Here is a 15,015-nt window from a genome sequence, read left to right as displayed (position 1 = left end):
CACACAGGGTGATGCATTACAGGCCCAATAAAAAAAGCAGCCCGAAGGCTGCTTTCTTTTACATCACTGCATGTATAACCGAGAAAATTAACGACACTCACAGTTAAAAAGTGAACTGAACTTACGTAAATACGTGCTCTCCTGCTACCCTCACAGTTAAGGAGTGAACTGAATTACAGCTTAAAAGTGAACTGCAGGGTTTTCTAACAGTTAAAGAATGAACTAAATTTACAGCTTAGAGTGAACTCAAGACGTGACCTTCAGAATCGGCCACGATGGACCCAAACGGCCAATCTAATACCAAACCTACACCTTGATATCCAGTCGCACAGAAACCCTTTAAACTGCATTTAAAGAAAGCCTTAATTTTTCTGGGCTTTGTGAGCGCTTACCAGCAACACGCGTTGGTTTTCGGACGGGTTCGAGCTGACTGATGACAACAGTGAGATGGTTCGTAAAGGTGATCTGTGGGCCAATTTGAAAGAAAAGACTCAGGGCTGTTTTTACCTGTCGATCTGCAAAAGAAATCAGGCAGCGATTCTATCGAAGGAATTATTCGAGAGCTGCGGAGTATGAGCCTGGATGATGCCGACTCAGCGTTTATTGTTCACTTACTAGCCACACGATCTCTAAGAATTTGCTTTGGTAAGGCTGGAGATTCAGGCATCGCGTTAAAAGCCATGGCAGAGGTTATCGCAGAGGGTGGGGCCAGCAGATTAACTGATTTGCTTCGGGCGCTGGAGGATTGCCAAGACAAACGGGACAAAGGTCATATCAAGGCGCTTCTAAAAGATTGTCGCACTGAAATTATTCGAATTAGATCCGTAATGGGTAGCATTCTGAGGGAAAAGGTGCTGGGAAAGGAAGGCAAGGCCGCAGAGGACACCACCAACGTCGTAAACCAATCTGATCTTGTAGAGATTTCGCAGATTGTAGAAACCAATCAGAATCGATCAACACTAAATGAGATGAAGCTCCGAACGAAGTCCGCGAGACGCTTTGCCCCCCACCAAGCTGACTTGGGATCTATTCGAGAGGAATTTCCTCACTTTTCTCAATTCATCGATGAGATCGGGTATCAAGTTGAATCAGGAAACTTTTCTCCCGTGCTACTACTCGGTCCATCCGGGGTTGGGAAAACCCATATTCAACAGGCTGTGGCTAGTGCACTAAAATTTCCCTTTTATCGGGTGAGTATCGCCAGCGAAGACAGCCCATTCTCTTTTTGTGGTTCAAACCGTGGGTGGAGAGATGCCGAAGTGTCCGAGCTACTTTACAAGCTGGCCACTGAGAACACGGACTTTATGTATGTGTTCCTTGACGAGATCAATGCCAACCTTTCCGACTTGCACCGTAATCACCCATGGGGACCTGTGTTGTTAGATTTTTTTGATTCGAGAAATCGATTCAAATGCAATAATTTGCGACACGAGTTTGGCACCCAAAACTGGATAAAGGTTGCCGTAGCAAACGATCGTTCCGGCCTAAGTAATCAACTGCTAGACCGCTTCATTGTTATTGAAGTGAAGCGCCCCACCCATTCTCAGTTTCAAGCGATTGTCAGGTCTATGCTGACAAAAGCGGATTTAAAATACTCATCGGCAGCTTTTGACCTTCTGAGCGCCGACCCGCGCTCACTGAGAGACCTAAAAAGTCGGCCTTGCAAAATGTTCGAAACCCGCATGATTTCTGGTGTTTTGCATGTCTGAGTGGGTTGCGAATCCCCCAGAAAGTAAAATATGGGTATTAGAAATCTGAGGGATTTTGTCCCTTTATGTTGATGGCCACTGACGATTTTTTCCGCTCCCGTTTGGATCAGATGATTGACCTTCGTCACCCGTTGGCGGTGTTGTCGCAGAAGATGCCCTGGGATGGGTTGGAAGAGCCTTTGAGGCCGGTGTTTGAACATCGTGACCGTAAAGGTCGTCAGTTTTTCACAGACGACATGTTTGGCCAGAATCTACAGATAGCAGGTGCGGGGGTGAGCAACGCCGGACGCCCTCGGTTGCCAATCCGGTTGATGGTGTCATTGCTGTATTTGAAACACGCCTATGATGTCAGTGACCGGGAGTTGGTGGTGCGCTGGACCGAGAATGTGCAGTGGCAGTATTTCAGCGGCATGGAGTATTACCAGACCAAGTTTCCATGTGATCCGGCCCAGATCACCCGGTTTCGCCAAATGCTTGGAGAGGCTGGGGTTGAAGAGTTGTTCAAGGCGACCATTGATGCAGCGGTGAAGATGAAAGCCATTCGCCCAAGCGAGTTTGAACGAGTCATTGTCGACAGCACTGTGGTTGAGAAGGCAGTGGCCTATCCGACTGACAGCAGGCTGTTGGAAATCGCCCGGTACCAGTTGATCAAGAACGCCAAACACGTTGGAATCAAATTCAAGCAGACCTTTGCCATGGAAGGCAAACAACTGAAACGCAAAGCAGCCGGTTATGCCCATGCCAAACAATTCAGACGCCTGAGGCGAACATTGAAACGTCAGCGAACCGTTGTGGGCATTGTGATTCGGGAAGTACAGCGCAAGCTCAAAGTCCTGAATCTGGAAAGCTCAGCGGCACTGGAAAGAATGAACACCTTGCTTGAACGAGCGCAGCGCCTTGTGAATCAGAAACCGAAAGACAAGAACAAGCTGTACGCTTTACATGCCCCTGAAGTAGAGTGCATTGGAAAGGGCAAGGCCCGACAGCCCTATGAGTTTGGGGTCAAAGCTGGCTTTGCAGTGACTCACAAGAGGGGTTTGATTGTTGGTGCGAGAACATTTCCTGGCAACCCTTTCGATGGTCACACGCTGGCAGAACAACTAGAACAAGCCAGGATTCTCACCGAAGAGCACAACACACCGATCAAGCAGGTGTACGTGGATTTGGGTTACCGTGGGGTGGATTATGCAAATCCAGATGTGGAAATCATCCACCGAGGCAAATACAAATCGATGATCAAAGCGGACAGAAAGAGACTGAGACGCAGGCAGGCCATTGAACCGACGATCGGGCACTTGAAAGCGGATCACGGAATGCGAAGAACGTGGCTCAAAGGGGCATCTGGTGATGCACTGCATGTGGTGCTGTGTGCGGCAGGCTTTAACCTGAAGTGGCTGATGAGGGCGATTGCCCTTTATTTACCCTTATTTGCGGTGATGGCTTGGATGAAAAACATCATGCAAACCGTGAAAAATGAGCAATCCAGCCGTTTCGGGCTGGATCAAGCGAGACTGGTAACAGTTGAAAACTGAATTTCGCAATACCGACTAAAAAGAATCATTGAGAGGCTCGCTTATCTGGGCAGAGACGGAGTTGTGGGAGAGATTGATTGTGCTCGGGTGTTGGCTGATCTGAAAAAATCATAATTGAAAGGCCGAAACGCCTACATCACGCAAGGAGACCTCTCGGATGGAAGTGATTATGCGAAAGGGATCTAGACGGACCTTATTTTTTTAAAGTTATTATTTTTGAGAATACCAATCTCCACCGTGCCATCTGGCGAGATCTGTCTTAACAAATCAGATCGATCATCCACAGTCTCATACAAAGGACCTTTTACTTCTTTTTTGATTTGAGAAGCAACTTTATTAAACCCGGCTTCGCTTTGATGAGACATTGCAAGCTCGACAATATCCACATTGCCTCTAGCATCGATCATGCTTCGATTGCACACCTCTACCTTTATCTCAATTGCGCCAGCCATTAGCGCTGAAATCTCTGAACTGGTGAGCATTGACTCAAGTATTTGACCTAGACTTGCCCACAGGACTAACTGTTCAGAAACGTTTCTATTGGCGGCCTTTGCCGCAGTTTGTACTTGAGCCAGTAATGCAGAATCGATTGCAAGCGGTGATTCAGCGTGTTTCATACCTAATTTCTCCCTAGCCATGTAACCAACCGTCAATTTCAAATTTAGCGGAAGCAATCACAAGATCTGGATCGGAAGATACAAGCACGCTGGGCGTTTTACCCTGCAAAAATCGCGATGCACATATGAACCAGAATGCCATTTGCCAAGGCCCCATCTTGACGCTCAGAATTTTAATAATTTGATGAATCGACGGCAAAGGCTTGCAATTACTTTGAGGATCCAAGGCATATAGGGGAAAATAATTTTTCCTACCTACCTTCAGAGCAAAAATTTTTTCGCTCTTCTTCCAGCGAGCAGTCATTGACCTAGCGGATTGAATCGAGGTTTCGCTTAGTCCTGCAATCTCTCTAACGGAGACCAAAGTACCAGATTCTAAGACCATCTCCTTAACCTCAGAGACCGAAACCAAACCCCCACGTATCTCTCTTCCCATTACATCGATCTCCCACAACGAATTCGCTAAGTCTTCACGACATTAAAAACCGTCGTTAATAGAAAAATCTATTTTCGATGGACATACATTGCTGAACTAAAAAATTCGCTTCTCTGGCATTTCGACAGCAAGCAAATTGACCATGGACCTCTCAACAAGATTTATGTGGGTCGCGCTTAGAGTCTGTTCAATCGAAACGGGTCTTATTCGGTCGGTATTAACCAAGTTTAAAAAATGTCGCGATGTGGAGTTTGTTAAAGAATCCGCATTTCTAAGACTGATAAATTTCGCACAATCTGATCGAACGAAACTAACATCTTCGCCACCGATCAAAACTCGCTTAGCAATGGTAACAACCTTCAAAATACCCGACGATACAAAGCGAAGATAAAACTCACGCTTTGAGATCCCAAGCTCAGCTATCAAATCTTTGACAGGAACTGCCCCACTAAAAAAGTTGGCTGTGAACATAACACTCTGATGTGAAAAATATTTAAAGTTGTCCTTTTTGCGACCTGGCGGAGTTGACTCAACCAAATATTCAAGATCCACCAGTGCTTTGATTTCTTGGTCGTTCACAGACAACATTTCTTTTGCTTGCTTGGTTGATGCCCAGCGAGACCGATCAAACAATTCAACCCCCTCGTGTTTCCTACCCGCATTACTTTCAAATATAGGGTTTTTAAGAAGAGCATTTAAGTTCAGATGTTCAACATCAGACCGCCTGTATATCGGCACTAGGGCACCATCAATTTCAGGGCCTGAAAGTGGTCTGATGTCACGCGACTTTAGAATTGCAGAAAGTATTGTTCTACCCCTGCCTTTTAACTTTGAATTCAGTTCCGAGATGAAGCAAAATTCCGAGACGAATGCATCAACGAAATCAATCTTGAACGTGTAGCTTTTATGACCATTCTTTAAAATGTTCTCCGATGAAATAAAGCCTGATCTACAAGCTCGGCGAAGTGCATCAGGATATGTTTTAGCTCTCGCTGCAAACTGACTGATGTCAAGTAAATGGCTATTCCCACTTGTAAATTTTGACGGTGCGCAGAGTTTAGCGAATCTTAAGCCCTTTAAACCAAGCCTCCAGTTGGCTTCATAAACGACCATTGCGCTTGCTCGAACACTCTCGAGATTCTTTTGTAAATGCTGAGAATGAATACCCTTGAGCGGATTAACCTTCAAGCTCTTAATAGCAGGAATGGTTTCTACTACCCTGGCCATCAAATTGAGCAAAGAATCAATTAGAACGATGTTGACCGACTTGGGTAACTGCTTAATATTCAAGAAACCAGAACTATGGAGAGCTCGGAGCGTGCTGTTGGTGATATTCAATGAGTATTCAGCTTGTTCAAGACGAAACCAATTCTGCTTAGGACCAGCATATTTCGATGCACCACAAACTGGGGCATCCGCACGAACGATGGCTGACGCCCGTTCTTTCACTTCCAAACTTGACGATACGCTAAAGCAGGACATCAAGAACCGGGTGGGTAGGTCTCTGCCCCCCTCATAGACAGCCTGCAATTTGTTTAAAAGTTGATCATTACGGCCAGCCAGAAAATCAAGTGCGATTCCCAGCACAATACCTGACCTGACAACTTCCGGTTCGAAGTACTTTCGCAGATGTCTCAGCAGGTAGAGAGCAGCTGAAACATCGTCATTCTTTCCTTCAAGGATCATGGAATAAAGCTCCAGTTCCGACCCTAAGGACTGCTTCTTTCGATCTTTGCTTTTGAAAGTGTATTTACAGCGTGAACATTTTTTAAACTGGAACCCTTGCCACTCATACGACGTGCCGCAATTAGGGCACTCTTGTATGAATTGATTGCGATGGACAGGACAATGAGTGAATGCCCGAAGATCCGCAAAAATTTTGCTATGAAATTTATCTTGATGGCATAGCAAACAGACCCTATGCCTCACCAACTCGAGTTCTTGGTAAGGAACCTCAATTGAGCGAACTACAAAGGGGCGTTGCTCGGTAATACCAGCCACCTGCCTATAGAAAAGTGGTCTGTAGTCAACAAGATTCGATGCAAAAGACCTTTGAATATTTCGCATTAACTCGTTGACACCTGTATAGCTCCCACATAAGAGGTCCAACATTCCAGTTAATTCACACACATCCTTACCGAGAACGTCAGCTACTTGATCGAAAAAGTTTGCATGCGCACATCGCATCAATATATTTTTTGGGCTTTCCCATTCGATAGGTAAAGGGGCACGGATCATTTTCAGTACCCCCGCTTGAGTAACGCATTTCGGATACATGTCCTTAGGTATCTCGAATCCAACCTGAAAGCATTTTCTGGCGCAGATAGACTAGTGTGAAAAGTAAGGTCATCAACTACAATCGCAAACTTTTCATGATCCAGCCGACCGTCACCAAGAAAAGCCTCATTCACCGCACTTTCTTAGATTTTTTTGATAGCATTAATTGATCCACCTGAAGCCGCATACATCGCCACCAAGAAGCTCTCATTCATGCGGGGTTGGTTATAGCGCAATAATTTACCAAAGCCTCCTATTTCGTCCTCAAATGCTTCGCACACCTCTCTAAAAACAGATCCGGGCCTGACATCAAATTCAAAGAGATTTAATTCCAAAATGATGGGAAAGCGTTTTAATAATTGCGGCTCCCCAAGGAACATTTGCTTGCAATTGGGTGTTCCGTAGCCGATTACCATCACACCGGTATTGGTAATAAGATCCCGAAGCCAGTTTCGCGCACAGCAAATGGAATTGGCAGACTGGTTACCCGCTAAGTTATGAATCTCATCGTAGTTAAAGGCAAAAGTACCTGCGAGCTTTAGGCATGCCCGGACACGATCCACAGCGCCCGACGACTTTACAGCACCGATACCCATGTGCCGCAAAATCTCATTGGACATGGCGGTCGGCGTAGCATCGGTATGAACAGAGCTGTCAAAGAAGGGGATCTTTCTGACCAAATATCCATTTTCAATCGTTTCATACGGCTCTTGCATCATAGAGGCGATCGTATCCCTCAATGTTGTCTTACCGGTGCCAGATTGCCCTAGAACTAAAATACTGCTTGGCTCCGGGGCATGACTGCTCATGTTGTAGCGGATGACCTTTCGGATTTTCGCCATCGCCTTGTCATATTCAGGATGAAGGCAAATCACTTTAGACAGGCAGCTTTTGGCTTCAGCTTGCTCATCGCTAAGTATTTCACTCTGGTCGTCGAACGCATCTTTAAAAGGAGATTGTCGAAGATGTTCGGTTGGAAGGTTCGTACGACCTCGCTCTTGGGGCCTGGACTCCACGATCATGATTCGCTCCTTTGCTGGTAGATTTTTTTCATTTTGCGTTCGGCTGATTTAGGTAAGTCTTGCTCGAATGTGATGTCCAGAGCTCCAGTTAAATGATCAGCCTCATCGGATTCTTCTAAAGACATTGATATTTGTCTTTGCAAGCGATTGGAATCATTTGTCATAGAGCTAACAGAATTGACTGGTTGATCGCTGGGAAATTTCTCCACTACCTTCGAGAGTTTTCTCGCTTCCTTCTTCCCACGCCCCCCATTAGCGACCTCAGCAACTTCGCGAAAAAGCCTGGATACTGCAAGATCAAGACTGCTGCGGTCCCTGTCGTTTGCCTTTCCGTTACTCTCTGTTTTACGAAACTCTTGAGCCAATTTGAATTCCGCCAAACTTAATGAGTGATAGAAATCTGGAAGAGTATTGGTGACTTCTTGTAGTGGAGACTTGCCAGTTGGATCCTGCACCCAAGCCTTACCAATTTGATTGGTATCAATCAGCAAAATTGCCTTCAAGTTACTCCTGCCCGATTTAAGCCGCGTGGCAAGTTGCGGAAGTCCTGGTCCTTCCCATTGCATATTTTCTGCTTTCACGCGGCCATGATGGATACTGCATTTCATCCGAATGCAGCTCTTAAATCGAACCTCTTCCTCGGTAAGGGTACGTGGAGGCACCTGCCTCCCAAGCTCTCTCCACTTCTCAATCGGAGAACACTCAAGCGTTGAATGCTTTCCATAGTGGTAGACCTCGCTCAAATATTGACCAAACAACCGTCTTAAATCGAATATGTTGATTGCTGCCTCGGCTCCCGAGTTGTAATCGCCACGATGAGCGGGACTCGACTTTGTTGTACCAGGCAGTGCATGGAAAAACTGCTGATTAAATGTATGAAAGACACGCTCAACAAAAGCCTTTTGATCCGGTGCTCTTGGCGATGCCTGTCTATATAAAATGCTTATATCTTTCGACAAAGACATCATGTTTGTATTAACAAACTCTTTACCGTTATCAACGATTAATGTCTCTGGCACCGCTCGAGTTTCCACATCTGGGCTTGCAACCATTGCCTGACAAAGTGCTCTAAGAGTTTTGGGGGCTGATGGATGGCTAAACGAGATATCCCACCCGATAACACAACGACTAGCCACATCGATAAGGGCAGTTAGATAGGGACGAAGGGCGATTCCAAATTGTTCGTGATAGACCATGATGTCTAACAACTGTGTATCAGCCTCCACTCGAGCCCCTATCCGTTGTTCGTATTCAATCGGGCGTCCGCGTTTGTTTTCTTTCGATGCGATGTACACTCCCTCTCGACGCGATGTCAGATGAAAATCGTCAACTCGATCTACCGCGGCGCAGACTGTGCCATATGAAGGTATTTGCAGCGGCCTTGTTCTGTACTGACCACTATTCAGTTCTATGATTTTCCCGCGAATGATTCGGGTCAGATGCTGCAGCGACGGACGCGTTGGCTGCAAGTAATGTTCATTGATGCAAGTGGCGATGATGTCGTGCACTTCTTCGGAAAGCCTAGACGCCCTGCGTCCGAACATTTGCTGTGGTCCGATAAGGGAAGTTTCACTTTGACCCGAAGCCCAATATTTTTTACAGTGCTTCGACATTTGCACGTAACCGAAAGGACTAGGGTCATTAATCAAAGCGGCTGCTTTGTGCCTTAGATCTTCAAAACCATGTCTGGGAAGATTTTGTCCACAATGCTTTGTAAAAAATTTCACATAATGTAACTTCCGCTGGTGAGCTTTTTCCTGCTTTTCAGTCATTCCACTAAAGGCCTGCAACTCCTTGTTGAATGGCATTTTCTGCAATAGACGAATTTCCCCTGATTGAATTTCTGTCCTGAAAGCGACAGGCTCCAGGCTTATCGTGCGGTTGTATAGCTCTGTTTCGAATCTAATTATCGAATCATCAGCGTGAACAACCATGGCCCGTCGTCCGCTTATTAGGTAGATCGAATGGAGATCAGGAAGCTGAAAATCTTGTTGGAGATTCATTGCAGCCCTCCGGCTACAGGAAAAGACATATCAAAAAGCTGCTGATCCAATTTTTCCCAGCAATAAGCGTAGACATATGCGGCAACAACACCAAAACTTACCTGACACAAGGTCATGAGCTGACGAACGTTCAAAGTTCGGCTGGTTTGATCAACAAGAACTTTAACTTGAAATAGCTCTGCAGGAGTGACCGCGCCCAGCCTTGGATAAATAAGGCGTAAATTGGCGATGAGGTGAGAGCTTCTAAGATCATGATCGGTAACTACCTGAAACCGGTACCCCCTCTCCTCCCACACTCGCTTCGCAGTGGACAATCTATCGACCCAATAAGGTGATAGTTGCCAATGGGACGGCTTTACCTCCCACATCGTTTCAACGCCGTCTTTTTGCTGTGTGAGAAAATCGGGCGTGTACGAAGTTAAACGTCCTTTAAGCCGCAAAGGAATTGTTTCAGGCTGCTCGCAATAGGCTACGACATCTGGCTCACACTCGAACACCAAGGCAAGATCGGCTTCGATAGAGCTCTCGCACATAATCACCCTATCCATCTTTCTGGATGAAAAGTGACTCAGCTGCATTCCCTGTCGTGTTCTATTAAGCCGTCTTATGGGTTCAAGAACGCTATCGCGAGCATCGGACTTCGAAGGAAAAAGGTTAGATAGAGAGGATTCATTCGGACGCAACCCGGCGCCGCTTTTGACAGTATGACTTGTGCTTGGATACTCAGATTCCTTTACCAAACCCAAGATTTCAAAAATTGATTGCTGACTTGTGATCAAAACAGTCTCCCAAAGACTACGGACGAACACCACCTGCAAACAACCGAAATCGGCTTTCGGTTGTTTGGGCTCAAACTTGACTTTCGCTTTGGGAATTGGAATACTTGGCTTTCTCACTGCGGGTATTCACGTATTCGCCAAAGCGATGTGACTTTTGTTACATCGCTTTTCTCATTCTGCCTCCGGTTTTTTCAATTCTTACCCCCACCGAATCTCATAAGGTGGGCCTAGACCTTCGCAATCTCACATACTGAATTTGACCAAATTGCGACTGTATTTGGTCCTAATTACTTCAAACATTTTGTAGCAATGTAGTTCAATTTGCACTACATTGTCAAAGTAAAATTTCCTTTATAAAACATTGACCTAGGTGATTTTTCAGCATTAATTACAGATACGGAAATTAGCAAGAAATGACAGAAACATCACCAGATCTTTCTTGGCCGGTTCTATTTGAACTTCTCAAGAAAAAAGAACAACTTGGCAGCGATGCCCAACTTGCCAGAGATCTGGGCGTATCTAGAGGGTTTATTTGTTCGATAAAAAAAGGGAAGAGAAATATGCCTGTAGATAGAGGGTTAGCCGTTCTTCGTCGGCTGGGTATACGACCCAATAAAAATGATCTGGCACTCTTATTGGCAGGGTCGAAAGTGCGAAAAGTTCTGAAATGAACAGCACTTGGAAACATTGAATTTTAAGAATTGTATTGGCCGAACTTTTCTTGAGCGATGTTAAGCGCGAACGTTCGAAATGCTAACTCAGACATCCTCGACTGGCCCTCGTATTACGGGGTAATCGGTATTAGTTAATGGACCACTGCTTTTCCCGAATTGCTGTAAGCCCCTAGCAAACCCGTCTTGATTAGTTGGCGGGTTTCCAGTTATGCGGCAGCAGTTCGTTGATCCGACTGTACGGCTGCGTGGACAGTCGGTCCATCACGCCCTTCAAATACTCCAGCGGGTTAGCCCCGCATTCCGCTGAGCTGTTACCAGACTTGCCTGTAGTACAGGCGAATTAACATATCAGACATGAGAGAATCTACTGCGCTGTAGTGATAGCCCTCTGCTTGAAACCCGACAATATCAATAAGCCAGCACCAATGACAATCCACACATCGGCCAAATTAAAGGCCGGCCAGTGCCAATGATTGACATAAAAGTCGATCCAGTCGACCACAGCACCCCGAACAATTCTGTCGACGAGATTACCCACCGCACCGCCCAAGATCAGGGAATAGGCAGTCGCCTCAATGAACCTTGGTTTTCGAACGATCAAAACTACCAGAAATACAGACGCGAAAGCTGCAATGCCGGCAAGAAATAACCTTTGCCAACCTGCCTGATCAGCCAAAAAACTGAACGCGGCACCGGGATTGAGCACATGAACCAAATTGAAATGCGCAGCAACTGGCATTGAGTTGTGTAGAGGCAACCAAATTTCAATCACTGCTTTGGATGCCTGGTCCAACACTGCAAATAGCGTTGCAAAGGCGATCCAGTACCAAGGACGGAGGATCTTCATTTTAGCTGCAGGATGCGACGCGCACCGTTTAAAACGATCACACCAATGATGGTGCCAATAACAAGGTCCGGGTAAGGAGAAGCAGTAAACATTACCAGGGCACCGGCCACTATAACGCCGAGATTGGCAACCACATCGTTCGCGGAAAATATATAACTCGCTTTCATATGAACGCCGTCTTCGCGTTTGCCTGATATCAGAAGCAAACAGCTCACGTTAGCAATCAAGGCTATGACGCCCATTCCGATCATCAGGATGGACTCTGGTTCACTACCATACACAAAGCGCCGGGCAACCTCAGTCAAGGCCCCGACGGCCAAGAGTAGCTGCAACCAGCCCGCGAGATGCGCGGCGCGAGACTTCATGCTTGCCGCACGTCCCACAGCATAAAGTGCCAAACCATACACAGCAGCATCGGCGAACATGTCAAGAGAGTCGGCGATCAAGCCAGTCGATTGAGCGATTAGGCCCGTCGTCAACTCAATCACAAACATGAAAGCGTTAATACCGAGCAAAAGGCGCAAAGTACGCGCCTGGGCGGCATCATCAATCGCAGCGGTAGAGGCAGGCGAGGAAGTTGCCTGCTTAGACTCTCGTAAAATAGCTCCAAGCTTAAGCGATTCGAGCTTTTGCAACAACTCATTGGGCGAGCCATTGTGGGTTACTTTAACGACCCGGTTGCTTAAATCGAACGACAGCGATTGCACACCGGGCACATCCTGGACCGCCATTCGAATCAGATTCTCTTCGGAGGCGCAATCCATCTTCGGTACGGAAAAGACACTCACCAGCAAGCCTGCCTCAGCATTTACGCTTACCGGTTGAGTATCCAGTAAAATTGCACCTAGGTTAAGTGGCTGCAGGCGTTCCAGCAAGCGATTAGCTTCTCCCTGATGCCGGGCCTTGAGTTCTCGTCGGGACAGATCGAAGTGCAGCGACTCGATATTATCAATACTACTTAATGCCATGCGAATCAGATTTTCTTCCGAAGGGCAATCCATCTTCGGTATAGAAAAGGTGCTCTCTTGATGATTGTTTTCAGTGGTCATGTGGCGACTTAAGAATTCAGGATGTAAGGATGCTAAACCCTATAGTTAGTGTAGAGTCAATAGAGGCGGGATGAAGATCGGAGATTTAGCAAAAGCCGTTGGTTGCCAGCCCGTAACGATCCGCTTTTATGAGCGAAAGGGCCTGTTGGGCAATGCAACAAGAACCGAATCAAACTACAGGGTCTATGGTTTGGAAGCTCTAGAGCGACTGGCTTTCATTCGCAACTGCCGGGCATTGGGGTTGACGTTGCAGGAAATCGCCCGACTCATCGCGATCCAAGACGATGCTGGCACGCCATGTCATGAAGTCAACGACTGCTTGGACAAGCACTTGGCTGACGCGCGCCTTCAAATGCAGAAACTGAAGTTGCTGGAAAAGGATCTCACTTGGCTGCGTAACCGATGCTTAAATCCCGGCGTTTCAGCCGAATGTGGTGTACTAAGCGAGCTGGCAGCAAAAAGTCAGATAGTAGCGCTTCGCACCCGGAGTTAGGTGGTATTTCAAATCGAGACAACAGGACAAACGCGGTCCATCGCTTGGCCCAAGTTCATTAAAAGCGAAACCACTCCAACAGCGCACTTGCAAACATTTTGCGTCAAACCTTCAAACTAGATTTGCGAATATGAGCCGACTGATCTTCATCATTGAATCCAACCTTGTTTGGTTTGTGATTGGAATTGCATTACTGGGGTTATTGGTCCCAGCATCGGGCCAGTTTCTGGAGCCCGCAATCGGACCAATGCTGGCACTTTTGATGTTTGTCATTAGTCTGACGTTTGATGCGAATGACGTGCGGTTAGTACTTCGCAAACCATCAAGGCAGATTTTGGCGCTGGGATTGGTCTACATACCCATGTCTATTGCTGGAATGTTAACGGGTCGCTTTTTCTTTGGAGTCGGTCCACTGGCTGCGGGTCAAACTTTGGTTGGTACGCTACCAACCGACGTTTCATCTCCTTTACTCGTGCTGATGGCGCGGGGCAATGTTGCCCTTGCAGCGGTTTTTAACGCCATTAATACCGTGTTATCTCCGTTCATCGTCCCTTTCCTGTTTTTATCACTGACAGGCATACAACTGGAAGTTCCTCTTGTATCGATTATTGTCGAACTGGTATTGATTGTCCTTATTCCCACCGTTTTGGGTGTGAGCTTGCGTACGAGATTCACGAAACTCATCTCAAGCTATGATTCAACTTACGCAGGGATTGGATCCGTCATTTATCTTCTGATTCTTCTGGCTGTCGTGGGACCGAACGCGGAAAAAATCATCGGTTATGGCTTGTACGCCTTTGTTATCGCTGGGGCAGCCTTATGTTTGAATCTCATTGGCTACGCAGTAGGAATGACAGCAAGATTACTAACTTCTGACCGGCAAGAAGTGATCGCATACCTTTTTACAGTAAGCAAAAAGGAATTCAGCATAGCTGCTGCATTTGTGGCGGCATCTGGTCTTCCATCGGAAATAGCGATTCCAGCCGCATTTTTTGCAGTCATTCAGATGATTACTTCTCCAATAGCTGCGAAAATTCTTAGTCGGCGCTCATAAATACCGGCGAGGATGCTCGCCGGTACCCAGATTCGGAGTAAAAATGTAAAGACGGTGGGCAAGGCTTGAACAAAATATCGTCAGATCATTGCCATCGCCTCACCCTTTACTTTTGCTTAAATCGAACTGTGGCTTTCTTCTTGTTGGCGAATTCCACAGTGGCCACAGCGGTGTAGGCAGAGCCCTTCAAGTCAACACCCTCACCCGACAAAAGCGCCCCCTGACCCGCCAGTGTTCTTTCCATTTTTTGACCGGCCACCAGAAACACCACTTTGGCCTTGGCTTTGCTCAAGTCCATCACCTTGCCGTGATCAACTGCATGCAATTGAACATTTTCCGGCTTCACCACCAATTCATACTCGATGTGATTGGATTCAACCACTACACCACCATGCTTGGGCTCAAGTTTGTGTTCATCTTTTTCCTGGGCCACAGCAAAACCTGAACTCAAGGCCAAAACTAGACCGAAAGTTGTTGTCAGCAATTTGATTGATTTCATTTTCATCTCCTTTTTGTTAAAAAA

General features: G+C 46.5%; 14 protein-coding genes. 5 read left to right on the top strand and 9 right to left on the bottom strand.

What is annotated here, in order from left to right:
* Positions 1-467: 467 nt before the first annotated feature.
* Both P0D43_RS06150 and P0D43_RS06145 read left to right on the top strand, forming a co-directional pair.
* Positions 468-1,709: an AAA family ATPase gene (locus P0D43_RS06150; RefSeq protein WP_394673517.1), complete on the top strand. Its 1,242-nt coding sequence runs from the start codon at positions 468-470 to the stop codon at positions 1,707-1,709.
* Positions 1,710-1,774: 65 nt separating this feature from the next.
* Positions 1,775-3,241, top strand: coding sequence for an IS5 family transposase (locus P0D43_RS06145; RefSeq protein WP_394673516.1), 1,467 nt, complete (start codon positions 1,775-1,777; stop codon positions 3,239-3,241).
* A 182-nt stretch (positions 3,242-3,423) separates the two neighbouring features.
* Here the strand turns inward: P0D43_RS06145 and P0D43_RS06140 are convergent, their stop codons facing one another.
* The 6 genes from P0D43_RS06140 to P0D43_RS06115 all read right to left on the bottom strand — a co-directional run bounded on the left by P0D43_RS06140 (position 3,424) and on the right by P0D43_RS06115 (position 10,492).
* A complete protein-coding gene (locus P0D43_RS06140) occupies positions 3,424-3,858 on the bottom strand; it encodes a hypothetical protein (protein ID WP_159572599.1) in 435 nt (144 codons plus the stop codon).
* A 13-nt stretch (positions 3,859-3,871) separates the two neighbouring features.
* Positions 3,872-4,294 (bottom strand): hypothetical protein, encoded by a 423-nt coding sequence (locus tag P0D43_RS06135; RefSeq protein ID WP_159572597.1) that lies wholly within the window; start codon positions 4,292-4,294, stop codon positions 3,872-3,874.
* Positions 4,295-4,390: 96 nt separating this feature from the next.
* Positions 4,391-6,532, bottom strand: coding sequence for a hypothetical protein (locus P0D43_RS06130; RefSeq protein ID WP_394673515.1), 2,142 nt, complete (start codon positions 6,530-6,532; stop codon positions 4,391-4,393).
* A 182-nt stretch (positions 6,533-6,714) separates the two neighbouring features.
* Positions 6,715-7,593 carry a TniB family NTP-binding protein gene (locus tag P0D43_RS06125; protein ID WP_394673514.1) on the bottom strand — a complete coding sequence of 293 codons (879 nt, stop codon included), beginning with the start codon at positions 7,591-7,593 and terminating at the stop codon, positions 6,715-6,717.
* On the bottom strand, positions 7,590-9,596 hold the full coding sequence (locus P0D43_RS06120; protein WP_394673513.1) for a hypothetical protein: 2,007 nt from the start codon (positions 9,594-9,596) through the stop codon (positions 7,590-7,592). Before P0D43_RS06120 ends, P0D43_RS06125 begins: the two co-directional genes overlap by 4 nt.
* Positions 9,593-10,492 carry a TnsA endonuclease N-terminal domain-containing protein gene (locus tag P0D43_RS06115; RefSeq protein WP_394673512.1) on the bottom strand — a complete coding sequence of 300 codons (900 nt, stop codon included), beginning with the start codon at positions 10,490-10,492 and terminating at the stop codon, positions 9,593-9,595. The genes P0D43_RS06120 and P0D43_RS06115 overlap by 4 nt, the downstream gene beginning before the upstream one ends.
* 296 nt (positions 10,493-10,788) lie before the next feature.
* Here P0D43_RS06115 and P0D43_RS06110 point away from each other — a divergent pair, with 296 nt between their 5' ends.
* Positions 10,789-11,046, top strand: coding sequence for a hypothetical protein (locus P0D43_RS06110; protein ID WP_159572587.1), 258 nt, complete (start codon positions 10,789-10,791; stop codon positions 11,044-11,046).
* A gap of 367 nt (positions 11,047-11,413) precedes the next feature.
* Here the strand turns inward: P0D43_RS06110 and lspA are convergent, their stop codons facing one another.
* Both lspA and P0D43_RS06100 read right to left on the bottom strand, forming a co-directional pair.
* The gene (gene lspA, locus P0D43_RS06105; protein WP_394673511.1) at positions 11,414-11,896 is read right to left on the bottom strand and encodes a signal peptidase II; all 483 of its coding nucleotides are present in this window, start codon (positions 11,894-11,896) and stop codon (positions 11,414-11,416) included.
* On the bottom strand, positions 11,893-12,945 hold the full coding sequence (locus P0D43_RS06100) for a cation transporter (RefSeq protein ID WP_394673510.1): 1,053 nt from the start codon (positions 12,943-12,945) through the stop codon (positions 11,893-11,895). Before P0D43_RS06100 ends, lspA begins: the two co-directional genes overlap by 4 nt.
* A 70-nt stretch (positions 12,946-13,015) precedes the next feature.
* Between P0D43_RS06100 and P0D43_RS06095 the strand changes: the two genes are divergently transcribed.
* Both P0D43_RS06095 and P0D43_RS06090 read left to right on the top strand, forming a co-directional pair.
* Positions 13,016-13,438, top strand: a complete 423-nt coding sequence (locus tag P0D43_RS06095) for a MerR family transcriptional regulator (RefSeq protein WP_159572582.1) — start codon at positions 13,016-13,018, stop codon at positions 13,436-13,438.
* A gap of 130 nt (positions 13,439-13,568) precedes the next feature.
* Positions 13,569-14,492 carry a bile acid:sodium symporter family protein gene (locus P0D43_RS06090; protein ID WP_138515477.1) on the top strand — a complete coding sequence of 308 codons (924 nt, stop codon included), beginning with the start codon at positions 13,569-13,571 and terminating at the stop codon, positions 14,490-14,492.
* Between the two features lie 106 nt (positions 14,493-14,598).
* On the opposite strand, the gene P0D43_RS06085 is transcribed toward P0D43_RS06090, so the two are convergent.
* Positions 14,599-14,991, bottom strand: a complete 393-nt coding sequence (locus P0D43_RS06085; protein ID WP_236550915.1) for a hypothetical protein — start codon at positions 14,989-14,991, stop codon at positions 14,599-14,601.
* Positions 14,992-15,015: the final 24 nt, after the last annotated feature.

The sequence above is a fragment of the Limnobacter sp. genome, assembly GCF_043511195.1.
In the GTDB taxonomy this organism is placed as follows: Bacteria; Pseudomonadota; Gammaproteobacteria; order Burkholderiales; family Burkholderiaceae_B; genus Limnobacter.
Note: the sequence above shows the minus strand (reverse complement) of the source record. Positions and strands in the feature narration are given on the sequence as shown.

Excerpts from the sequence above, each read along its gene's own strand:
- P0D43_RS06145 (WP_394673516.1), top strand. The coding sequence starts at position 1,775 with ATGTTGATGGCCACTGACGATTTTTTCCGCTCCCGTTTGGATCAGATG.
- P0D43_RS06140 (WP_159572599.1), bottom strand. The coding sequence starts at position 3,858 with ATGAAACACGCTGAATCACCGCTTGCAATCGATTCTGCATTACTGGCT.
- P0D43_RS06135 (WP_159572597.1), bottom strand. The coding sequence starts at position 4,294 with ATGGGAAGAGAGATACGTGGGGGTTTGGTTTCGGTCTCTGAGGTTAAG.
- P0D43_RS06130 (WP_394673515.1), bottom strand. The coding sequence starts at position 6,532 with ATGATCCGTGCCCCTTTACCTATCGAATGGGAAAGCCCAAAAAATATA.
- P0D43_RS06125 (WP_394673514.1), bottom strand. The coding sequence starts at position 7,593 with ATGATCGTGGAGTCCAGGCCCCAAGAGCGAGGTCGTACGAACCTTCCA.
- P0D43_RS06120 (WP_394673513.1), bottom strand. The coding sequence starts at position 9,596 with ATGAATCTCCAACAAGATTTTCAGCTTCCTGATCTCCATTCGATCTAC.
- P0D43_RS06110 (WP_159572587.1), top strand. The coding sequence starts at position 10,789 with ATGACAGAAACATCACCAGATCTTTCTTGGCCGGTTCTATTTGAACTT.
- lspA (WP_394673511.1), bottom strand. The coding sequence starts at position 11,896 with ATGAAGATCCTCCGTCCTTGGTACTGGATCGCCTTTGCAACGCTATTT.
- P0D43_RS06100 (WP_394673510.1), bottom strand. The coding sequence starts at position 12,945 with ATGACCACTGAAAACAATCATCAAGAGAGCACCTTTTCTATACCGAAG.
- P0D43_RS06095 (WP_159572582.1), top strand. The coding sequence starts at position 13,016 with ATGAAGATCGGAGATTTAGCAAAAGCCGTTGGTTGCCAGCCCGTAACG.
- P0D43_RS06090 (WP_138515477.1), top strand. The coding sequence starts at position 13,569 with ATGAGCCGACTGATCTTCATCATTGAATCCAACCTTGTTTGGTTTGTG.
- P0D43_RS06085 (WP_236550915.1), bottom strand. The coding sequence starts at position 14,991 with ATGAAATCAATCAAATTGCTGACAACAACTTTCGGTCTAGTTTTGGCC.